Below are 18,715 nucleotides of genomic sequence, written 5' to 3' on the forward strand. Positions count from 1 at the left end.
AGTGGAAAAATGCCTGGGGAGACTGAGCCGTGCCGGGCCAGGCGTCAACCTTGGGTCTTTATGTGTCAGTAATGACGCCTTCGCGAGCAAGCCCGCTCCCACAGTGGACCCCATTCCTTCTGAAGAAACCCGCTCCACTGTGGGAGCGGGCTTGCTCGCGAAGAGGCCCTTACAAACGCCTCCGGAATTACAGGTTTTCCAACTCCGCCATCAGATCATTCAGCCGATCCACCTTCTCCCCAGTGATTTCACTGGCCGCCAACCCATCGATGTAGGCCGCCAGTTCCTGCACCGTGCTGCACTCGAACATCGCGCGCAGCGGCACGTTGCGTTGCAGGGCCTTTTGCACCCGTGAGGCGATCTGCGTCGCCAGCAACGAATGACCGCCCAGTTCGAAGAAGTTGTCCCGTACGCCTACCCGTTCCACGTTCAGCACCTGGGCCCAGATGTCGGCCAGGGTCTGCTCCAGGGCATTGCCGGGGGCCTGGTAGTCCTGGCTTTGCAACTGGCCGATCTCCAGGGCCGGCAGGGCCTTGCGGTCGAGCTTGCCGTTGGCGTTGAGGGGCAGGCGCTCGAGCCACAGCCAATGCAGCGGCACCATGTACTCCGGCAACTCGGCGCGCAGGCGCTGCTTGATACGCTCCAGGCGTTCAGCCGGGTTCAGCGCCGAATCGGCGGCGACCAGGTAACCCACCAGATACTTGCCATTGACGCCCTCCTGTACGCCGACCGCGCCATCACGCACCTCGGGCTGTTCGTGCAGTCGCGCTTCGATTTCTCCCAGCTCGATGCGGTAGCCGCGAATCTTTACCTGATGGTCGATGCGTCCGACGTATTCCAGCACGCCGTCGCTGCGCCGCCGGGCCAGGTCGCCGGTGCGATACAGCCGCTCGCCCGGTGTGCCAAAGGGATTGGGCACGAACACCGGGGCGGTGCGCAGCGGGTCGCCGACATACCCGCGCCCCACTCCCGTGCCCGCCACGCACAGCTCGCCAACGGCGCCCAGCGGCACCAGGTCCAGCGCGCCGTCGAGCAGGTACAGGCGATTGTTGTCGGTCGGCGTACCGATTGGCAGATAAGTGCCATGGGTCGAGGCCATATCGACGCGGAAGAACGCCACGTCGTCGGAACATTCGGCCGGGCCATAGGCGTTCACCAGACCAATGTCCGGATAGCGCAGCAACCATTGACGGGCCAGTTCCGGCGGCATCGCTTCGCCGGTGGGCAGCATCCAGCGCAGGCCATCCAGGCCGATGCGCGCCTGGGCCAGCATGCCCTGGATCAGCGACGGCACGCTTTCCAGCACCGTGATGCCCTGGCGCTGCACGTGCTCGAGCAGCCCTTGCGGGTCGTGCGCGATAGCGTTCGGCACGATGTCCACCCGGGCACCGAACAACGGCGCGGCGAGGAACTGCCACACGGAAATATCGAAACTCTGGGACGCGGTCTGGGCGATCACATCGGCCTCGCTCAGCGCCAGGTACGGCACCTTGCTCAGCTGGTTGTTGAGCATGCCGCGTTGTTGCACCATCACGCCCTTGGGCAGCCCGGTGGAGCCGGAGGTGTAGATCACGTAGGCCAGGTGGTCCGGCCCGCTGTAGACGCCGGGGTTTTGCGCGGAAACCTCACTGGTCTGGACGTCTTCCCACACCAGCAGTTTCGGCCGCCCGGCACAGGCGAACTCATCCAGCAGCGCCAGCGCCTGGGCGTAACAGGCCCGGGTGCAGACCAGCAACGGCGTACGGCTCAGTTCGATGATGCGGCTCAGGCGCTGGCCTGGCAGGCCCGGGTCCAGCGGCAGGTAGCCGGCACCGGCCTTGAAACTGCCGATGATCATGCCCGGCAACTCCGCGTCCCGTTCGGCCAGCAACGCCACCGGTTGATCAATCCCCACGCCCAGCTCGACCAGGGCATGGCCGAGACGATTGCTGCGTTCGTTCAACTGCGCGTAGCTGTAGCTGACGTCCAGGCACGTGACGGCAATGCGTTGCGGATGGGCCGCGACATTGGCCTCGAACAGCTCGACGTAGCTGCGCTCCAGGGCATAGGCGTGCTCGCTCTGGTTGCAACCGTCGACCAGGAAGTCCCGCTCCTCGGCGCTAATCAGCGGTAGCTCGGCCATATCGCCGTGCAAACCTTCCATCAACGCCAGCAGCAGGCGCTTGAACTCCGCCAACAAGCCCTGGACAGTCGGTTCATCGAAGTAACGCTGGTCGTAGGAAAGGTGCAGCCCCAGGTCATCCCCCGGATAGCAGACCGCTGTCAGCGGGAAGTTGGTATGGGTGCGTCCCGAGTCAGAGGTCGCGTTGAGACGTTGGGCACGGTCCAGTACTGAAACCTCCACCGGCGCGTTCTCGAACACGAACAGGCTGTCGAACAGCGGCTGGCCCTTGGGCAGTTCACTGGCCTCCTGGATGCTCACCAGCGGCAGGTATTCGTACTCGCGCAACTGCATGTTGCTGTCGAGCAAGCCGCTGAGCCACTGGCGCACGCTGCAAGGCTGATGAGCCTCGGGCACCTGCACCCGCAACGCGACACTGTTGATGAACAACCCCACGGTGCGCTGCATCTGCGGCAGTTCTACCGGTCGCCCGGCCACGGTGACGCCAAACAGGACGTCGCGATCACCGCTGACTCGGCGCAGCACCAGGGCCCATGCGGCCTGGGCGAAGGTGTTGACCGTCAGTTGATGAGCCTGGGCCAGCTCCCGCAGGCGCGCACCGTCCCGGGCGTCGAGACGGGTGTAGCAATCGCCGACGATCATGCCGCCGCTGTCGCCGGCGTGTTCGCGCAGCAATGGGCGGTCGCTGGGGATCGGCGTGGTCCGTTCGAAGCCTTGCAGGTTGCGCTTCCACCATTGCCGGGCCTCTGCCAGGCTCTGGTGCTGCAACCAGCCGATGTAGTCGCGATAGCGCGGCGGCACGGCCAGTTGCGGCTCACGCTGCTCATCCAGGGCGCTGTAGATCTCGAAGAAGTCATCCATCAGCAGCGAACGGCACCACGCATCGATGAGGATGTGATGGTTGCTCATCATGAACCAGTAGCGCGCCGCGCCGACCCGGATCAGTCGCAAGTGAAACGGCGCCTGGTTCAACAGATCGAAACCGGCTTCGCGCTCGCTCTTGAGCAAGGCTTGCAGGCGGGGTTCCTGCTGGTCTTCGGGCAGCTCGCGCCAATCGAGGTAGTCCAGCGCGGTGCTGCCCGGTTTGTGGATGATTTGCAGCATGTCCTCGCCGACGTTCCAGCAGAACGAGGCGCGCAAGGCTTCGTGCCGGGCGACGACAGCCTGCCAGGCCTGGGCGAAACGCTGCGGGTCCAGTTCGCTGTTGATGCGATAGCGGTCCTGCATGTAGTACAGGCCGGTGCCCGGCTCCAGCAGGGTGTGCAACAGCATGCCCTCCTGCGTCGGTGTCAGCGGGTAGACGTCTTCGATCTGCCCGGCGGGCACCGGCAGGCTGTCGAGCTGGCCCTGGGTCAGTTTCGCCAGGGGGAAATCCGACGGTGTTAAGCCGCCCGCCTCGTCCGTCAGGCAATGGGCGATCAACCGTTGCAATTCTTCGAGGTAGGTGTCGGCGAGGGTCTCGATGGTGTCCCTGGCGTGGCGTTCGCGGCTGAAAGTCCAGCGCAGCAGCAGTTCGCCGCCGCTGACCTGACTGTCGACGCTCAGCTCGTTGGGCAGCGGCGCATCAGGGTCATGGATCGCGCCCAGCGGCGCGTTCAGTGGCTGGAACAGCGCTTCGCGGCCCAGGGTCTGGTCGAGCTGGCCCAGGTAGTTGAAGGTGATCGCGGCCGGCGGCAGTCCGGCCATGGCGGTGCGTGTCGGCGCGTCGCTGAGATAACGCAGCACGCCATACCCCAGGCCCTTGTGCGGCACGGCGCGCAGTTGCTCCTTGATGGCCTTGATCGAAGCGCCAACGTCCTCGCCCGCCGGACTCAGGCGCACCGGGTACGCACTGGTGAACCAGCCCACGGTGCGGGTCAGGTCGATGTCATCGAACAGCGCTTCACGACCATGGCCTTCCAGTTGGACCAGCGCCGAGGCATGCCCGCTCCAGCGGCACACCACACGGGCCAGTGCAGTCAGCAGCAGGTCGTCGACCTGGGTGCGATAGGCGCTCGGCGCCTGTTGCAGCAGTTGCCGGGTACGCTCGGCGTCCAGGCGCACGCTGACGGTTTCAGCATGCCGCTCTGCCATTGCGCCGTCAGGTCGCGCACACGGCAATGCCAGCTGCGGACCGTTCAACTGAGCCTGCCACCAGCCCAGTTCCTCGCGCAGGGATTCGCTGCCGGCATAGGCCTGCAAGCGCGCGGCCCAGTCCCGCGACGGGCTGGTCTTGGCCGGCAGCCTGGGCGCTTGTCCGGCGCTGATCTGCCGGTAGACGGCTTGCAAATCGTCCATCAGCACCCGCCACGACACGCCGTCCACCACCAGGTGATGGATGACGATCAGCAGCCGTTGCCGGCCATCGGGCAACTGCGCCAGCACCGCGCGCAGCAGCGGCCCGCTGGACAGATCCAGGCTGCGCTGGGCCTCGGCGAACCGACCTTCACAGGCCTCGACGCCGTCCACGCTCAACTGCTGCAAGAGGGTGGCATCGGTCGACGGCCGGTACTCGGCGCGCCAGTGCCCGGCGACTTCGGCAAAGCCCAGGCGCAAGGCATCGTGATGCTGGAAGACCGCGTGCAGGGCCTGCTCCAGCGCTTGCGGTTCCAAGGCACTGGCCGGTTCCAGCAACAGCGCCTGGTTCCAGTGGTGCCGGTTGGCGATCGGCTGGTCGAAGAACCAATGCTGGATCGGCGTCAGTGCGGACTCACCCGTCAATAGCCCCTGCTCGGCACTGACCTGCAGGCTCTGGGTGGCGATAGCGGCCAGGGTCTGCACGGTCTGGTGTTGGAACAGATCGCGGGGCGTGAAATGAATGCCCTGCTGCCGTGCACGGCTGACGACCTGGATCGACAGGATCGAATCGCCCCCCAGCTCGAAAAAGTTGTCGTTGAGACCGATCTGGCCGACGTTCAGCACTTCGCCCCAGATACTCGCCAGGGTCTGCTCAAGGGCATTGCCGGGTGCCACGTAGTGTTGGCGACTGAGTTCAGGATCCGGCAATGGCAGCGCCCGGCGGTCGAGCTTGCCATTGGCGGTCAGCGGCATGCTCGCCAACAGGATCAAGTGAGTGGGCACCATGTAATCCGGTAACTGTGCCTTGAGATGCTGCTTCAAGGCTTCGCGCAGGATCGCTTGCTGCTCGGCGTCCTGCCCGGCGATCTCGGTCACCAGATAGCCGACCAGTTGCTTGCCCGCCGGTGTGTCGTGGGCCACGACCACGGCCTCACGCACCGTAGCGTGCTCCAGCAGGCGGGTTTCGATTTCCCCCAGTTCGATGCGGAAACCGCGAATCTTCACCTGATGGTCGATCCGTCCCAGGTATTCCACCAGGCCATCGGCGCGCTGGCGCACCAGGTCGCCGGTGCGGTACAGCCGTCCGCCGTCGGCGGTGAACGGGTCGGCGACAAAACGCTCCGCAGTCATGCCCGGACGCTGGTGATAACCCTGGGCCAGGCCCGCACCGCCGACGTACAGCTCGCCGGTCGCGCCCTGGGGCACCAAGGCCAGTTCGGCATCAAGAATGTAGGCCCGCCGTGCGCCGATCACGCTGCCGATTGGCACACTGCCAGCGCCCTCCTCCAGTTGCTCCGGCGCCAGGCTTGCCAACGGCATGACCACGGTCTCGGTGGGACCATAGGCGTTGAAGAACAGGCTCGGCGTGAACGCGGCGCGGATCCGCTGCAAATGTTCGCCGGTCAGCGCTTCGCCGCCGGTAATGCACATGCGCACCGGCAGGGTTTGCCCCTGGGTGGCCAGCCACTGCGCCAATTGACTGCCGTAGCTGGGAGTGAAACCAAGAATGTTGATTCGGTGCTGGCGGATCAGCCCACAGATTTCCTCGGCGTCCCACTGACCCTGGGCCCGCAGCACGACCTGGGCGCCACTGAGCAGCGGCACCAGCAGGCGCTCGGTGGCGGCGTCGAAGTTGATGGAATAGAAATGCAGTTCGCAATCGTCCGGGCGCATGCCGAAACGCTGGATCACCGCCCGGCAGTGCATGGCGATTTCACCGTGGGACACCACCACGCCCTTGGGCTTGCCGGTGGAGCCGGAGGTGTAGATCAGGTAGGCCTGGTGTTGCGGCAGGTTAAGCTGCGGCGGGGCCTGGTCCGGGTACTGCGCCAAGGCCTCGCCGTCGTCTTCCAGGCACCAGCGCCCGACGCTGTCCGGCAGCGGGCCCAATGCCTGGAACATCGCTCTATCGCTGAGCAGCAGGCCGAGTGCGCTGTCCTCGATCATGTAATGCAGGCGGTCCAGCGGATATTCCGGATCCAGCGGCACGTAGGCGCCACCGGCCTTGAGGATCGCCAGCAGGCCGATGACCATTTCCAGCGAACGCTCCACAGCCAGGCCCACTCGCACCTGCGGCCCGACGCCACGCTCGCGCAGCATCCAGGCCAGGCGATTGGCGCGACGCTCCAGCTCGCCGTAGGTCAGGGTCTGCCCGGCAAAAGTCAGGGCTGGCGCATCGGGATGGGCCTGGGCCTGTGCGCTGAACAATGGGTGGATGCACTGATCCAGACGTTGCTCGCCCGGTTCGGCACCCAGGCCGTCGAGCATCTGCTGCTGTTCGCCGGCGTCAAGCATCGGCAGTTCGCTGAGCCGGCGGGCCGGATCGGCCAGCAGCGCTTCGAGCAGGTTGCGCCAGTGCGCGGCCATGCGGGCAATGCGTGGCTCGTCGAACAGGTCGGTGCTGTAGGTCAGGCAGCAACCCAGGCGTTGGTCCAGGTCGGTGACTTCCAGGTTGAGGTCGAACTTGGTGGCCCGGGCATCGTTGACCAGGTAGTCGACGGTCATGCCGGCCAGGGTACGGCTCTGCTGGAATTCCCAACGCTGGACGTTGCACATCACCTGGAACAATGGGTTGTAGGCCGCGCTGCGTGGCGGTTGCAGGGCTTCGACCAGATGATCGAAGGGCAGGTCCTGATGGGACTGGCCTTCGATCACGGTGTGGCGTACCTGCTCGAACAACTCGCCCACCGACATCTGGCCGTCGAGCTGGCAGCGCAGCACCTGGGTGTTGAGGAACGCACCGATCAGCCCTTCGCTTTCCGGACGGATACGGTTGGCCACCGGCGCGCCGATGCGCAGGTCAGTCTGGCCGCTGTAGCGATAGAGCAGCACAGCCAGGGCGGTGGTCATGGTCATGAACAGGGTCAGGCCCTGCTGCGCGTTGAAAGCACGGACCCGGGCGGCCAGTTCGTCACCAAGGTCAAAGCGAAACAGTTCGCCGCGATGGCTTTGCACCGGCGGACGCGGACGGTCGGCCGGCAATTCCAGCAGCGGATGTTCACGGCCCAGTTGTGCGGTCCAGTAATCGAGCTGGCGCTGGCGCTCACCGGATTCCAGCCACTGGCGTTGCCAGACGCTGTAGTCCAGGTACTGCACCGGCAGGGGCTCCAGGGGCGATTCGCGATCATCGATAAAGGCTTCGTAGAGCGCGCTCAGCTCCCGGGCAAAAATATCCATCGCCCAGCCTTCAGTGACGATGTGGTGCAAGGTCAGCACCAGGTAGTGCTCCTGTTCGGCCGTCTTGACCAGACAGGCGCGCAGCAGCGGCCCGGTTTTCAGGTTGAACGGCCGATGGGCTTCGCTGTCGGCCAGTTCCTGTACCCGTTGTTCGCGAACCTCGGCGGCCAGCCTGGAGAAATCCTTCCAGTCCATGCGCAGGCCCGTCTCGTCGCGCACTTGTTGGCGGGCCACGCCGTCGACGCTCGGGAAGGTGGTGCGCAGGGTTTCGTGGCGCAGGATCAACGCCTGCAACGCCGCCTCGAATCGCCCGACATCCAGCACCCCGCGCAAGCGTGCCATGCCGCCAACGTTGTAGGCCGGGCTGTCCGGTTCCATCTGCCAGAGGAACCACATCCGCTGTTGGGAATACGACAACGGCACCGCTTGGCTGCGGTCGACCTTCTCGATCGGCGGCTGCCGGTTGGTCTGGCCGCTGGCCTGGATCGAGCGCACATGCTCGGCAAAGGCGCCCAGTTCACTGGCCTCGAACAGCGCTCGCAAGGGCAGCTCGACGTCGCAGGCCTGGCGGGTACGAGAGATGATCTGGGTCGCCAGCAACGAATGGCCGCCCAGGGCAAAGAAATCGTCCCGCAGGCCGATGCGCGCAAGCCCCAGCACGTCGCGCCAGATCCCGGCGAGCTGCTGTTCCAGGGCACCGGCCGGCTCGACATGCTCACGCACCTGCCATTGCGGTTCGGGCAAGGCCCGCCGGTCGAGTTTGCCACTCGGCCCCAGGGGCATGGCCTCCAGGCGCAGCAACTGCGCGGGCACCATGTAGTCCGGCAACTGTGCGGCCAACGCTGCCTTGAGTCGACTGTTCATCTCGTCGGTGTCTTCAGGGCAATCCGGCGCGGTGTAGTAGCCGATCAGCTGCGGCCCGGCCGCGGTGTCGCGCAGCAGCACCGCCGCCTGGGCCACCTCGCCCTGCGCCAGCAACCGCGCTTCGACTTCCTGCGGCTCGACCCGAAAACCGCGCAGCTTGAGCTGTTGATCGAGGCGCCCAAGGTATTCGATCACCCCGTCGGCGGTCCAACGCGCCCGGTCACCAGTCCGGTACAACCGCGCACCAGCCGCGCCCAGCGGGTCGGCGACGAAACGTTCGGCACTCAGGCCCGGGCGACCGAGGTAACCCCGGGCCAGGCCCAGACCACCGATGCACAGCTCCCCCGGCACGCCCACCGGAGCGGGATTGAGGTGGTTATCGAGGATGTAGCACCGCACGTTGCCCAGCGGCCGGCCGATAGGCGAGCGCTCGCCATCGGCCTCGGTGCAGTGCCAGTGGGTGACGTTGATCGCGGTTTCGGTGGGGCCGTAGCGGTTGTGCAGTTGCACCGCCGGCAGTTGCGCCAGCACGCGGTTGCGCAACTCGGCGGGCAAGGCTTCGCCGCCAGAAAATATCCGGCGCAGGCGGGTGCATCGGGCACTCAAGGGTTCGTCGATGAACAGCCTGAGCAGCGGCGGTACAAAGTGCAGCGTGGTCACGCCGAACTGCTCGACCAGTTGGGCGATGCGCTGCGGGTCCCGGTGTTCGCCGGGGCCGGCCAGCACCAACTGGCTGCCGGTGATCAGCGGCCAGAAACACTCCCACACCGACACGTCGAAACTGATCGGGGCCTTTTGCATCAACACATCGGTTTCATCCAGGCCGTAGGTGGCCTGCATCCATTGCAGGCGCTCGGCCAGCGCTCCATGAGTGTTGCCGACGCCTTTGGGCTGGCCGGTGGAGCCGGAGGTATAAATCACATAGGCCAGGTGCTCGGCATGCAGGTGCAGGCCCGGCGGGTTGCTCGGCCATTGTTCCAGGTGCAGGGCATCCAGAGCGATCACGCTGACACCTTCGCAGGCGGGCAGACGCCCGAGCAACGCGGTTTGTGTCAGCAGTAGATCGACGCCGCTGTCACCGAGCATGTAGGCCAGGCGTTCGGCCGGGTAATCGGCATCCAGGGGCACGTAGGCGCCACCGGCCTTGATGATTGCCAGCACGCCAATGATCAGTTGCGGCGAACGTTCGGCGGCAATCGCCACCCGCACATCCGGGCCAACGCCTTTGTCGCGCAGGTAATGGGCCAGTCGATTGGCCTGGGCGTGCAGTTCGGCATACTCCAGGCGACCGCCGTCCCACAGCAGCGCGGTCCGTTGCGGCGTGCGCCGGGCCTGTTCGTTCAACAGTTCCGGCAGCCATTGGCTGGCCGGCACGCAGGGCGACTCGCCCCAATGTTGCTGCTGGGCGTGCTCCTGCGCGGTCAGTAACGGCAGGTCGCCAATGGCTTGCTGCGGATCGGCGCACACCGCCCGCAACAGGTTGCAGTAATGCTCTGCCAGCCGGGCGATGGTCGCCGCCTCGAACAACTCATTGGCGTAGTCGAACGACAGGGTCAGCCGGCCGTTGCGATCTTCTTCACTGTGCAGTTGCAGGTCGAACTTGGCTTCGCGGCTGTGCCACGGCAGCTCATCGGCCAACAGCCCCGGCAGGCGTCGCAAGGCGCTCAGGTCACGCTGCTGGTGGTTGAACATCACCTGGAACAGGCCCTGCTCCCGCGCCTGGGGAAAGGCTTCGAGCAGCTGTTCGAACGGCAGGTCCTGATGGGCCTGGGCTCCAAGCGTCGCGTCCCGGGCCTGGGCCAGCAAGGCGGAAAATGGCTGCCGAGCCTCGACCTGCCCGCGCAGCACTTGGGTATTGATGAAAAAGCCGATCAGCCCCTGGGTTTCCAGGCGCGGGCGGTTGGCGTTGGGCACACCGATGCGCAGGTCGGATTGACCGGTGTAGCGATGTAGCAAGGCCTGCAATGCCGCCAGCAACAGCATGAACGGCGTCGCGTCGTGGGCCTTGGCCAATGCCCGCAAAGCGTCACCGAGGCCTTTCTCCAAGCGCAGGCTGTGGCGGCTGGCGCTGCGACGACGCTGTGCACTGCGCGGATGATCAGTGTGCAGCGCCAGCGCCGGATGCTCATCGCCCAGTTGTTGTTTCCAGTAGTCCAGCTGACGCTCGGCTTCGCCCTGGGCGAGCCACTGGCGCTGCCAACTGCCGTAGTCGGCATAGTGCAGCGGCAGCGGCGCCAGTTCGGCGCGCTGGCCTTGGCTGGCGGCGGCATAGAGCCGGGCAAACTCTTCCACCAGCACGTTCATCGACCAGCCGTCGGCGATGATGTGGTGCATCGTCACCCACAACTGATGGTCATCCTCATCGAGGCGCAACAGGGTGACGCGCAGCAGCGGGCCGTTCTCCAGATCGAACGGTCTGACCGCCTCATCGTCACGCAATTGGCGCGCCCGGTCGTGGCGTTGGTCGGCCGGCACGTCGTTGAGTTCGATCACCTGCAAGGTGAATTCGCCGGCCGGGTCGACCTGCTGCAACGCCACCCCGTCGCGCTCCAGGAACCGCGTGCGCAGGGATTCGTGGCGCTCGATCAACTGCTGGAAGCTGCTGCGCAGTGCGTCTTCGTCCAATTCGCCGCGCAGTTGCAAGGCACCGGGGATGTTGTAGGCGCAGCTGTCAGGCTCGAGCTGCCAGGTGATCCACAAACGGTTCTGGGCCAGGGACTGCGGCAGGGCTGCGTGGCGCGGCAAGGCGCTGATCGGGCCTTGGGCCGGGCTGTCGTCCTGTTCCTGGGCGGCCACCACCGCCGTAAAGGCCGCCAGGGCCGGGGCTTCGAACAACAGGCGCAGGTTCAGCGTCCGGCCAAGGGTTTCGCCCAACCGTGCAATCACCTGGGTCGCGGCGATTGAGTTGCCGCCCAGCAGGAAGAAGTGATCGTCAGCCTGGACCTGTGGGATCTGCAACACTTCACACCAGACCTGGCCGATCAGTGATTGCAATTGAGACGACGGGCCCGTCTCACGAACGTCTTCAACATTGGCCGAGGGAAACAGCGCATAACTGTTGAGGCTGCCATCCGCCAATCGGGTACGGCAGGCCGAGCGTTGCAGCTTACCGCTGGAGGTCTTGGGCAAGGCACCGGGGTTGAGCAGCACGACCACGCTCGGGGCCTGCTGACAGGCTTCGGCGACGACTTGGCGAATGGTTTTGATCAAGGCTTCGGGCGGCAGGATCTTCTGTACGCTGCGGCTGATTTCCGCGGCAATGCCGATGCCTTCCTCGCCACCGTCGTCGACGGCGAACGCCGCCACCCGGCCCTTGCGCACCACCTCGACTTCGCGCTCGATGGTTTGCTCGATGTCCTGGGGATAGAGGTTGTGGCCGCGCACGATCAACAGGTCCTTCAGGCGCCCGGTGATGAACAGCTCGCCATCACGCATAAAGCCCAGGTCACCGGTGCGCAGCCAGGTCCGGCCATCGCGCTGGACGAAGGTCTTCGCGCTGGCCTCGGGGTTGCGCCAGTAGCCATGGGCGATGCTCGGCCCACAGGCCCAGACCTCGCCGACCCGGTTGTCGGCCAGCGCCTGCAAAGTGTTGGGCTCGACGACCAGCACCCCGTGCCCTGGCTGGCTGATACCACAGCTCATCACCGCACTGCCCTGCCCTGGCTCAATGCGGTTCTGTGCCAGCGCCCCGTCGTCCACCCGAAGCGACGGAATGCCCTGGCGCCGGGGCGTGCCGGCGACGAACAAGGTCGCCTCGGCCAGCCCATAGGAGGCCATGAAGTTGTCCGGGGTGAAGCCGCACGGGGCGAATTTTTCGGCGAAGCGTTCCAGGGTGTCCAGGCGGATCGGCTCGGAGCCCGAATAGGCCACGCGCCAGCGGCTCAGGTCGAGACGCTGCAACGCCGAGTCGCTGACCCGTTCGCAGCACAAGCGATAGGCGAAGTCCGGCCCGCCGCTGATGGTGCCGCCGTATTCACTGATCGCTTCCAGCCAGCGCAGGGGCCGGGCGAGGAAGTACGCCGGCGACATCAAAACACAGGGAACACCGCTGAACACCGGCTGCAACAAGCCGCCGATCAGGCCCATGTCGTGATACAGCGGCAGCCAGCTGACGATCACATCATCTGGATTGAGGTCGATGCCGAAGCCGTGGCGGATCAGGGTCTCGTTGGCAACAAGATTGCCGTGGCTGACCTGCACGCCTTTGGGCGATGCCGTGGAGCCGGAGGTGTACTGCAAAAAGGCAATGTCATCGTCCCGCAGGGTCGGCGCCAGCCATTGTTCGGCGAGGGCCGGGTCGAGGCTGTCGACGCACAGCACCGGCGGTGCCGATTCGATGGCTTGCAACGGCTCACGCAGATCGCTGCTGGTGAGCAGCAGGCGCGGCTCGGCGTCGGCAATGATCGACAGCAACCGCTCCTGATGATGACGGGCGGATTCCGGCGGGTAGGCCGGCACCGCGATCACCCCGGCGTACAGGCAGCCGAAGAACGCTGCGACGTAGTCCGGGCCGCTGGGAAACAGCAGCACCGCACGCTCGCCCAGCGCCGCTTCGGCCTGCAAGGCAGCGGCGATGGTCCGGGCGCGCAGGTCCAGGTCGCGATAACTCAACACCACGCCCTGCTCCGGGGTGTCGGCGAGGAAGCGCAAGGCCACCCGGTCCGGCGTCAACGCGGCGCGGCGCTGGAGGGCATGAGCCAGGGTGCTGGGGAGTTCGAACGCGTCGGTCATGGGGATTCCTGCCTGAAATTCGGCTTGCATGTAGTCACCCATGGGAACGGATAACAGCGCCGGATAATTAGTCGGCAAGCCCCTGCACCCGCTCATGGGCGGTACGGCGCCGCGGCAATGGGTCGCGGACCTCGCACTGGACTTTTTTCAGATCAATAATTCTTTTTCTCAATTGACAATAATTATCATTAAGAATAATTTGGCGCTCGATGTGTAGGACGGCTCCGACATCCACGTCGTCCCGCTAACTATTTGCAGCAAGGTGAATTCCATGACGGAACAAGTATCCACAAGCAGGTGCAACTCACCGTTACTCCAGGCTTTCGTTGATAACCGGCTGATCCTGGTCAAGATTGCCGCACGCATCACCGGGTGCCGGTCTCGTGCGGAAGATGTGGTGCAGGACGCGTTTTTCCGGCTGCAATCGGCGCCGCAGATCACCTCCTCGTTCAAGGCCCAGCTCAGCTACCTGTTCCAGATTGTCCGCAACCTGGCGATCGACCACTACCGCAAGCAGGCGCTGGAACAGCGATACTCGGGACCGGAAGAGGAAGGGTTGAACGTGGTGATCCAGGGCGCTTCGCCAGAAACCTCCCACATCAACTTTTCCACCCTGGAGCACATTGCCGACGCGCTGACCGAATTGCCCAGCCGCACTCGCTACGCTTTCGAGATGTACCGCCTGCACGGCGTGCCGCAGAAGGACATTGCCAAGGAACTGGGCGTCTCGCCGACCCTGGTGAACTTCATGATCCGCGACGCCCTGGTGCATTGCCGCAAGGTGTCGGGGGTTCGTGGGGATACTTTTGCCCGGCGGTGACTTCTGCTGAAAAAACAACCCATGTGGGAGCGGGCTTGCTCGCGAAGAGGGCCTGACAGTCGACATCAACAGTGGCTGTCACGGCCCTTTCGCGAGCAAGCCCGCTCCCACAGGGACTCATCCCTCAGATCCAGTCACACCAACCCACACCGATCAAAAAACCGCTCACGCCCCAGGATCATCAGCGCCGCGCGCTTGTGGGGGAAGTCGAATTCCTTTTCGCAATGGAAACACTGGTTGTGCAGGTGCCCGATCATCCGGGCGTTGTCGGCCCGGGGCTCGGCCACGACGCGCTGGGTGCGTGGATCGTCGAGAAACAGGTAGTGCACCAGCGCAGACAGCCAGCTCGCCACCTTGTGCGGCCCGCGGTGCTGCTCTTCGCCCACCAGCATATGAATGCCGCGGTCGTAGTCCCGAGCTTCATAGAATGGCGCAATTCGATCTTCCTTGGCCCAGTACGCTTCGAAATAGGCAAATGGCTGGTCATCAAAGCAGCCGATCAGGGTCAGGACCCGGGGATCGTCCTGCAGTTTGCTCAGATACTCGCGATGCTGTTCCAGGCTGCCCTCCTCCTGCCAGAAGGCCGCGACTCGCGGGCTGTTCTGCCAGCGGTTGAAACGCACCAGGTCCTGTTCGATTTCCAGGGTGCGCAAGGAGACCCAGGCCCCCAGCCGGGCATCGAAACGCCGATACACTTCACCACGCGGCTTGATCGGCCGACGCGGATGGCGCCGGCCATCGCTGATAATCATCTGCTGCGGGTAACTGCCGCTGAACGATTCCCCCAGCCAGGGCTGCGGCAATTGCCAGAACATCGTGCGCTCGCAAACGTACTCGCCGCTGCGCCCGGTGGTCGTCAGCAAGCCGCTGAGCAAGGCTTCGCCGGGACGCTCGTCGAGGTGCCAGAGCAGCCGCTGGCAATCCGGATCACGGGCGAACAGCCAATAACAGGCCGCCCACAGGGCCGGGCCCACCGGTCGATCATGGCGTTCCTGCAAGTGCACCCGCAATTGCGCGCCGCGCTCCAGGCGCAACCGGATCAGCGGCGCGCCTTCGAGCATCAGGCTCAGGTGACGTTCGGTTTCATCGGCGCCGAGGCGGCGACCGCCCGGCAGCGGTAACGCCGCCGGGTGATTGAGGTTGGACATGGGAGCGGCTCGCGTATTCGTCGGTAGTCAACGTGGGACGTGAGCCAGGAGCAGAAATTTAGTCTCAGGTCGAATGGGTGTGCACAGGCACCAACTCGATCTGGTACGGCTTGAAGATCTTCAGCAGTTGACCGTTGTCCCGCAGTTTCTGCAGCAACTGTCCGAACGCTTCGCTGGTAATGGGCGCCTGCGGCCGGATCAGCGCGTAATGGTGATACAGCTGGTCGATGCGTTCGGACACCAGCAGCTGCGGGCCGACTTCAGGATTGCGCAACACGTAGTCGTTCAGGTACGAACGGGTCACCAGGGCGATGTCCGCACGTCCGCGCAGCACCATCAGCAGGTTACTGTCATGGGAGTAGGTCAGAGTGGCGTTGTACTGACCGGCGAGGAACTTGGGGTCGGCGTTGAATTCGGCAAAGGCGTAGTGGTAGCCGCTGAACAGGGCCAGGCGCTTGCCTCGCAGGTCGGAAAAATAGCTTTGCTGGCGATCCGGCTGACGCTGGGTGACGAAGATTTCCGCGTCCTCCAGGCCCATGTCCACGGCGGTGTGGGGCACGTCCTGCCAGCCCCAGTCCGGGTTCTCGAAAATCGCCATATCGACCCGGCCCTGCTTGAAGTCATTGAAACGGCGTGGAATCGACGTCGGGACCAGGACGAATTGATAGTCGGTCTGCAACCGGTTCAGACCCTCCACCAGTTGCGGGAGCAGGCCGGTATCGGCGCCATTTTCGGGACGCACCGTGTACGGCGGAAAATGTGCCGCGCCGATCCGCACCAATTGCGCCGCCTCGACCTGCAAGGTCAAGAAGGCGGCGAGCGCGGCCAGCAGCACACGCGAGGTCATCCCCATCGGTAAGAACGTCAAGATAACCACTCCCCAAGAGTACCGATCAATACAATCAAGCTAGGCGATCTACGCCGCTTAGCCAGCCATGCGGTCATTTAATGCGCCGCTTTTTATTGTTTTTCTTCAAGCACCAGGACCAGGGCCTGCTCGGCCAGCTCGTCGAGGCTCAGGTTGCCCTCGGCGCGAAACCAGGTGGTGGTCCAGGACAATGCGCCCGTGAGGAAACGCCGGGTGATGAATACATCGCCGCGAATATACCCGGCCTCCTTGGCCTGGCCCAAGACCTCCAGCCACAAGTCTTCATAAATATCGCGCAGGGCCAGCACGTGCTGCTGTCCTGGCTGGGACAGCGAGCGCCATTCATAGACCAGCACCGCCATCGCCTCGCCAGTGCCGCCCATGATCGACTGCAATTCGCAGCGGATCAGCGCCAGCACCCGCTCGCGCACACTGCCCGCCTCGGCCAGGGCAGCACGCATCAACGCGGTGTTGTAGCGGATGGTTTCTTCCATCACCGCCCGCAGGATATCGTCCTTGCTTTTGAAATGATGAAAGATGCTGCCCGACTGGATGCCCACGGCGCTTGCCAGGTCACGCACAGTGGTGCGTTCGTAGCCTTTGTTGCGAAACAGGTGGGCGGCGGTCTGGAGCAGTTTACCGCGCGCGCTGTCCGGATCGGTCAGTTGCCCGCTGTCGACCAGCTCGCGCATCACCCTGAGGGCTTTTTGCTCGTCCACCCGTTATCTCCTACAGTCGATCAACCCATGCGCAGCCATTGCCTCTGTGCAGCAAGGCGGCGCGGGCAATTTAAGCCGAGCGCTCCAACCAAGCAAGCGCTCGGCCAGAAGACAGGAATGGATATTTGCGAACCAAGCGCTTGCTTGGTAGTCTCGAGCGACGTTTGTCGGAGGGTGCCCCATGCCAAAAACGATCCGTATCGGTTGCGCCAGCGCCTTCTGGGGCGATACCTGCACCGCGGCGGCGCAATTGGTCGAAGGCGGGGAACTGGACTACCTGGTGTTCGACTATCTGGCCGAAGTCACGATGTCGATCTTGGCCGGGGCCCGCCTGAAAGATCCTCGGGCTGGCTACGCCAGTGACTTCATCGATGTGCTGACGCCCCTGCTCCAGCGCCTGCATGCAGACCGGATCCGCGTCATCAGCAACGCCGGCGGGGTCAATCCCCGGGCTTGTGCCGCAGCGCTGCAAGCGGCCTGCGAGGCGGCCGGCGTACCCTTGAAGATCGCCGTGCTGCTGGGCGATGACCTGCAACCCCAGCTCCAGCAACTCGCCGGCCAAGGCATCCGCGAAATGTTCAGCGGCGAACCGCTGCCATCCACCTGTATTTCCATCAACGCCTACCTCGGTGCCCCAGGGATTGTCGAAGCCTTGCGCCTGGGGGCCGATATAGTGATCACCGGCCGCGTGGTCGACAGCGCCTTGGTCAGCGCGGCCCTGGTGCATGAGTTCGGCTGGGCCTGGCATGACTACGACAAACTGGCCCAGGCCGCCCTGGCCGGGCACCTGATCGAATGCGGCGCGCAGTGCACCGGGGGCAACTTCACCGATTGGCGGGACGTCCCGGATTACGAGCACATCGGTTTCCCCATCGTCGAGGTCAGCGCCGATGGCCAGTTCATCGTCACCAAGGCCGAAGGCACTGGCGGGTTGGTCACGCCGCTGACTGTCGGCGAGCAGTTGCTCTACGAGATCGGCGATCCGCAAGGTTACCTGCTGCCGGACGTGATCTGTGACTTCAGCCAGGTCAGGCTGATCCAGCAAGGCAAACATGCGGTGCGCGTCCACGGTGCCCGAGGCTTGCCACCCACCGATCAATACAAGGTCTGCGCCACCTGGCCGGACGGTTTTCGCTGCACCGCCACGTGCCTGATCGCCGGCATCGAGGCGGTGGCGAAGGCCGAACGGGTCAGCCAGGCGATCATCGCCCGGACTTCGCAGATCTTCAGCCAGCGCGGCTGGGCTCCTTTCAGCGAGGTGAATATCGAGCTGCTCGGCAGTGAAGCCACTTATGGTCAGCACGGCCAACGCCAGGACAGCCGCGAAGTACTGATCAAGCTGGCGGTACGCCACCCGGACAAACAGGCGCTGGTGCTGTTTTCCAAAGAGATAGCCCAAGCCGCCACCGGCATGGCCCCGGGGCTGACCGGCCTGGTGGGCGGCCGACCCGCGGTGTCGCCGCTGATTCGCCTGTTTTCATGCCTCGTCGGTAAATCCGCCTGCCGGCTGCAAATCGAACTCGACGGCCAGCGCCATCCTTGTCCCCTGCCCGCTCTTGAACCGCTGGCAATCGCCGACCTGCCGACCGCCCCGGACCTGCCCAAACCCCAGGGCCGGGCCGACGCCAGCGTGCCGCTGGTCAAACTGGCGGTGGCGCGCTCGGGCGACAAAGGTAACCACAGCAACATCGGCGTCATCGCCCGCGAGCCGGACTACCTGCCATGGATCGCCGAGGCGTTGACCCCGGAGGTGATGGTCGACTGGATGAGCCACGTGCTCGACCCGCTGCTCGGCCGTGTCGAGCGCTGGTACCTGCCGGGCACCCATAGCCTGAATTTCCTGCTGGAGAATGCCCTGGGCGGCGGCGGTGCCGCGAGCCTGCGCATCGATCCCCAAGGCAAGGCATTCGCCCAGCAGTTGCTGGAAATCCAGATACCGGTACCGCAAAGCATCGCCGATCAGCTCGACTGAACGACGGCCATTGGGGA

General features: G+C 64.7%; 6 protein-coding genes. 2 read left to right on the forward strand and 4 right to left on the reverse strand.

Annotated elements, in window-relative coordinates:
- Positions 1-187: 187 nt before the first annotated feature.
- On the reverse strand, positions 188-13,171 hold the full coding sequence (locus RGM2987_RS19340; protein ID WP_245144338.1) for a non-ribosomal peptide synthetase: 12,984 nt from the start codon (positions 13,169-13,171) through the stop codon (positions 188-190).
- 271 nt (positions 13,172-13,442) lie between these two features.
- Here RGM2987_RS19340 and RGM2987_RS19345 point away from each other — a divergent pair, with 271 nt between their 5' ends.
- Complete coding sequence (locus RGM2987_RS19345) at positions 13,443-13,991, forward strand: RNA polymerase factor sigma-70 (protein WP_245144341.1); 549 nt, start codon at positions 13,443-13,445, stop codon at positions 13,989-13,991.
- 134 nt (positions 13,992-14,125) lie between these two features.
- On the opposite strand, the gene RGM2987_RS19350 is transcribed toward RGM2987_RS19345, so the two are convergent.
- From RGM2987_RS19350 to RGM2987_RS19360, 3 genes are all read right to left on the reverse strand, one after another.
- Complete coding sequence (locus tag RGM2987_RS19350; protein ID WP_245144344.1) at positions 14,126-15,139, reverse strand: GNAT family N-acetyltransferase; 1,014 nt, start codon at positions 15,137-15,139, stop codon at positions 14,126-14,128.
- A gap of 64 nt (positions 15,140-15,203) precedes the next feature.
- Positions 15,204-15,986, reverse strand: coding sequence for a transporter substrate-binding domain-containing protein (locus tag RGM2987_RS19355; protein WP_245144473.1), 783 nt, complete (start codon positions 15,984-15,986; stop codon positions 15,204-15,206).
- Positions 15,987-16,099: 113 nt separating this feature from the next.
- Entirely contained in the window at positions 16,100-16,726 is a 627-nt protein-coding gene (locus RGM2987_RS19360) for a TetR/AcrR family transcriptional regulator (RefSeq protein WP_245144346.1), read from the reverse strand.
- Between the two features lie 181 nt (positions 16,727-16,907).
- Between RGM2987_RS19360 and RGM2987_RS19365 the strand changes: the two genes are divergently transcribed.
- Positions 16,908-18,698, forward strand: coding sequence for an acyclic terpene utilization AtuA family protein (locus RGM2987_RS19365; RefSeq protein WP_245144348.1), 1,791 nt, complete (start codon positions 16,908-16,910; stop codon positions 18,696-18,698).
- Positions 18,699-18,715: the final 17 nt, after the last annotated feature.

It is taken from the genome of Pseudomonas sp. RGM2987 (assembly GCF_022952855.1).
In the GTDB taxonomy this organism is placed as follows: Bacteria; Pseudomonadota; Gammaproteobacteria; order Pseudomonadales; family Pseudomonadaceae; genus Aquipseudomonas.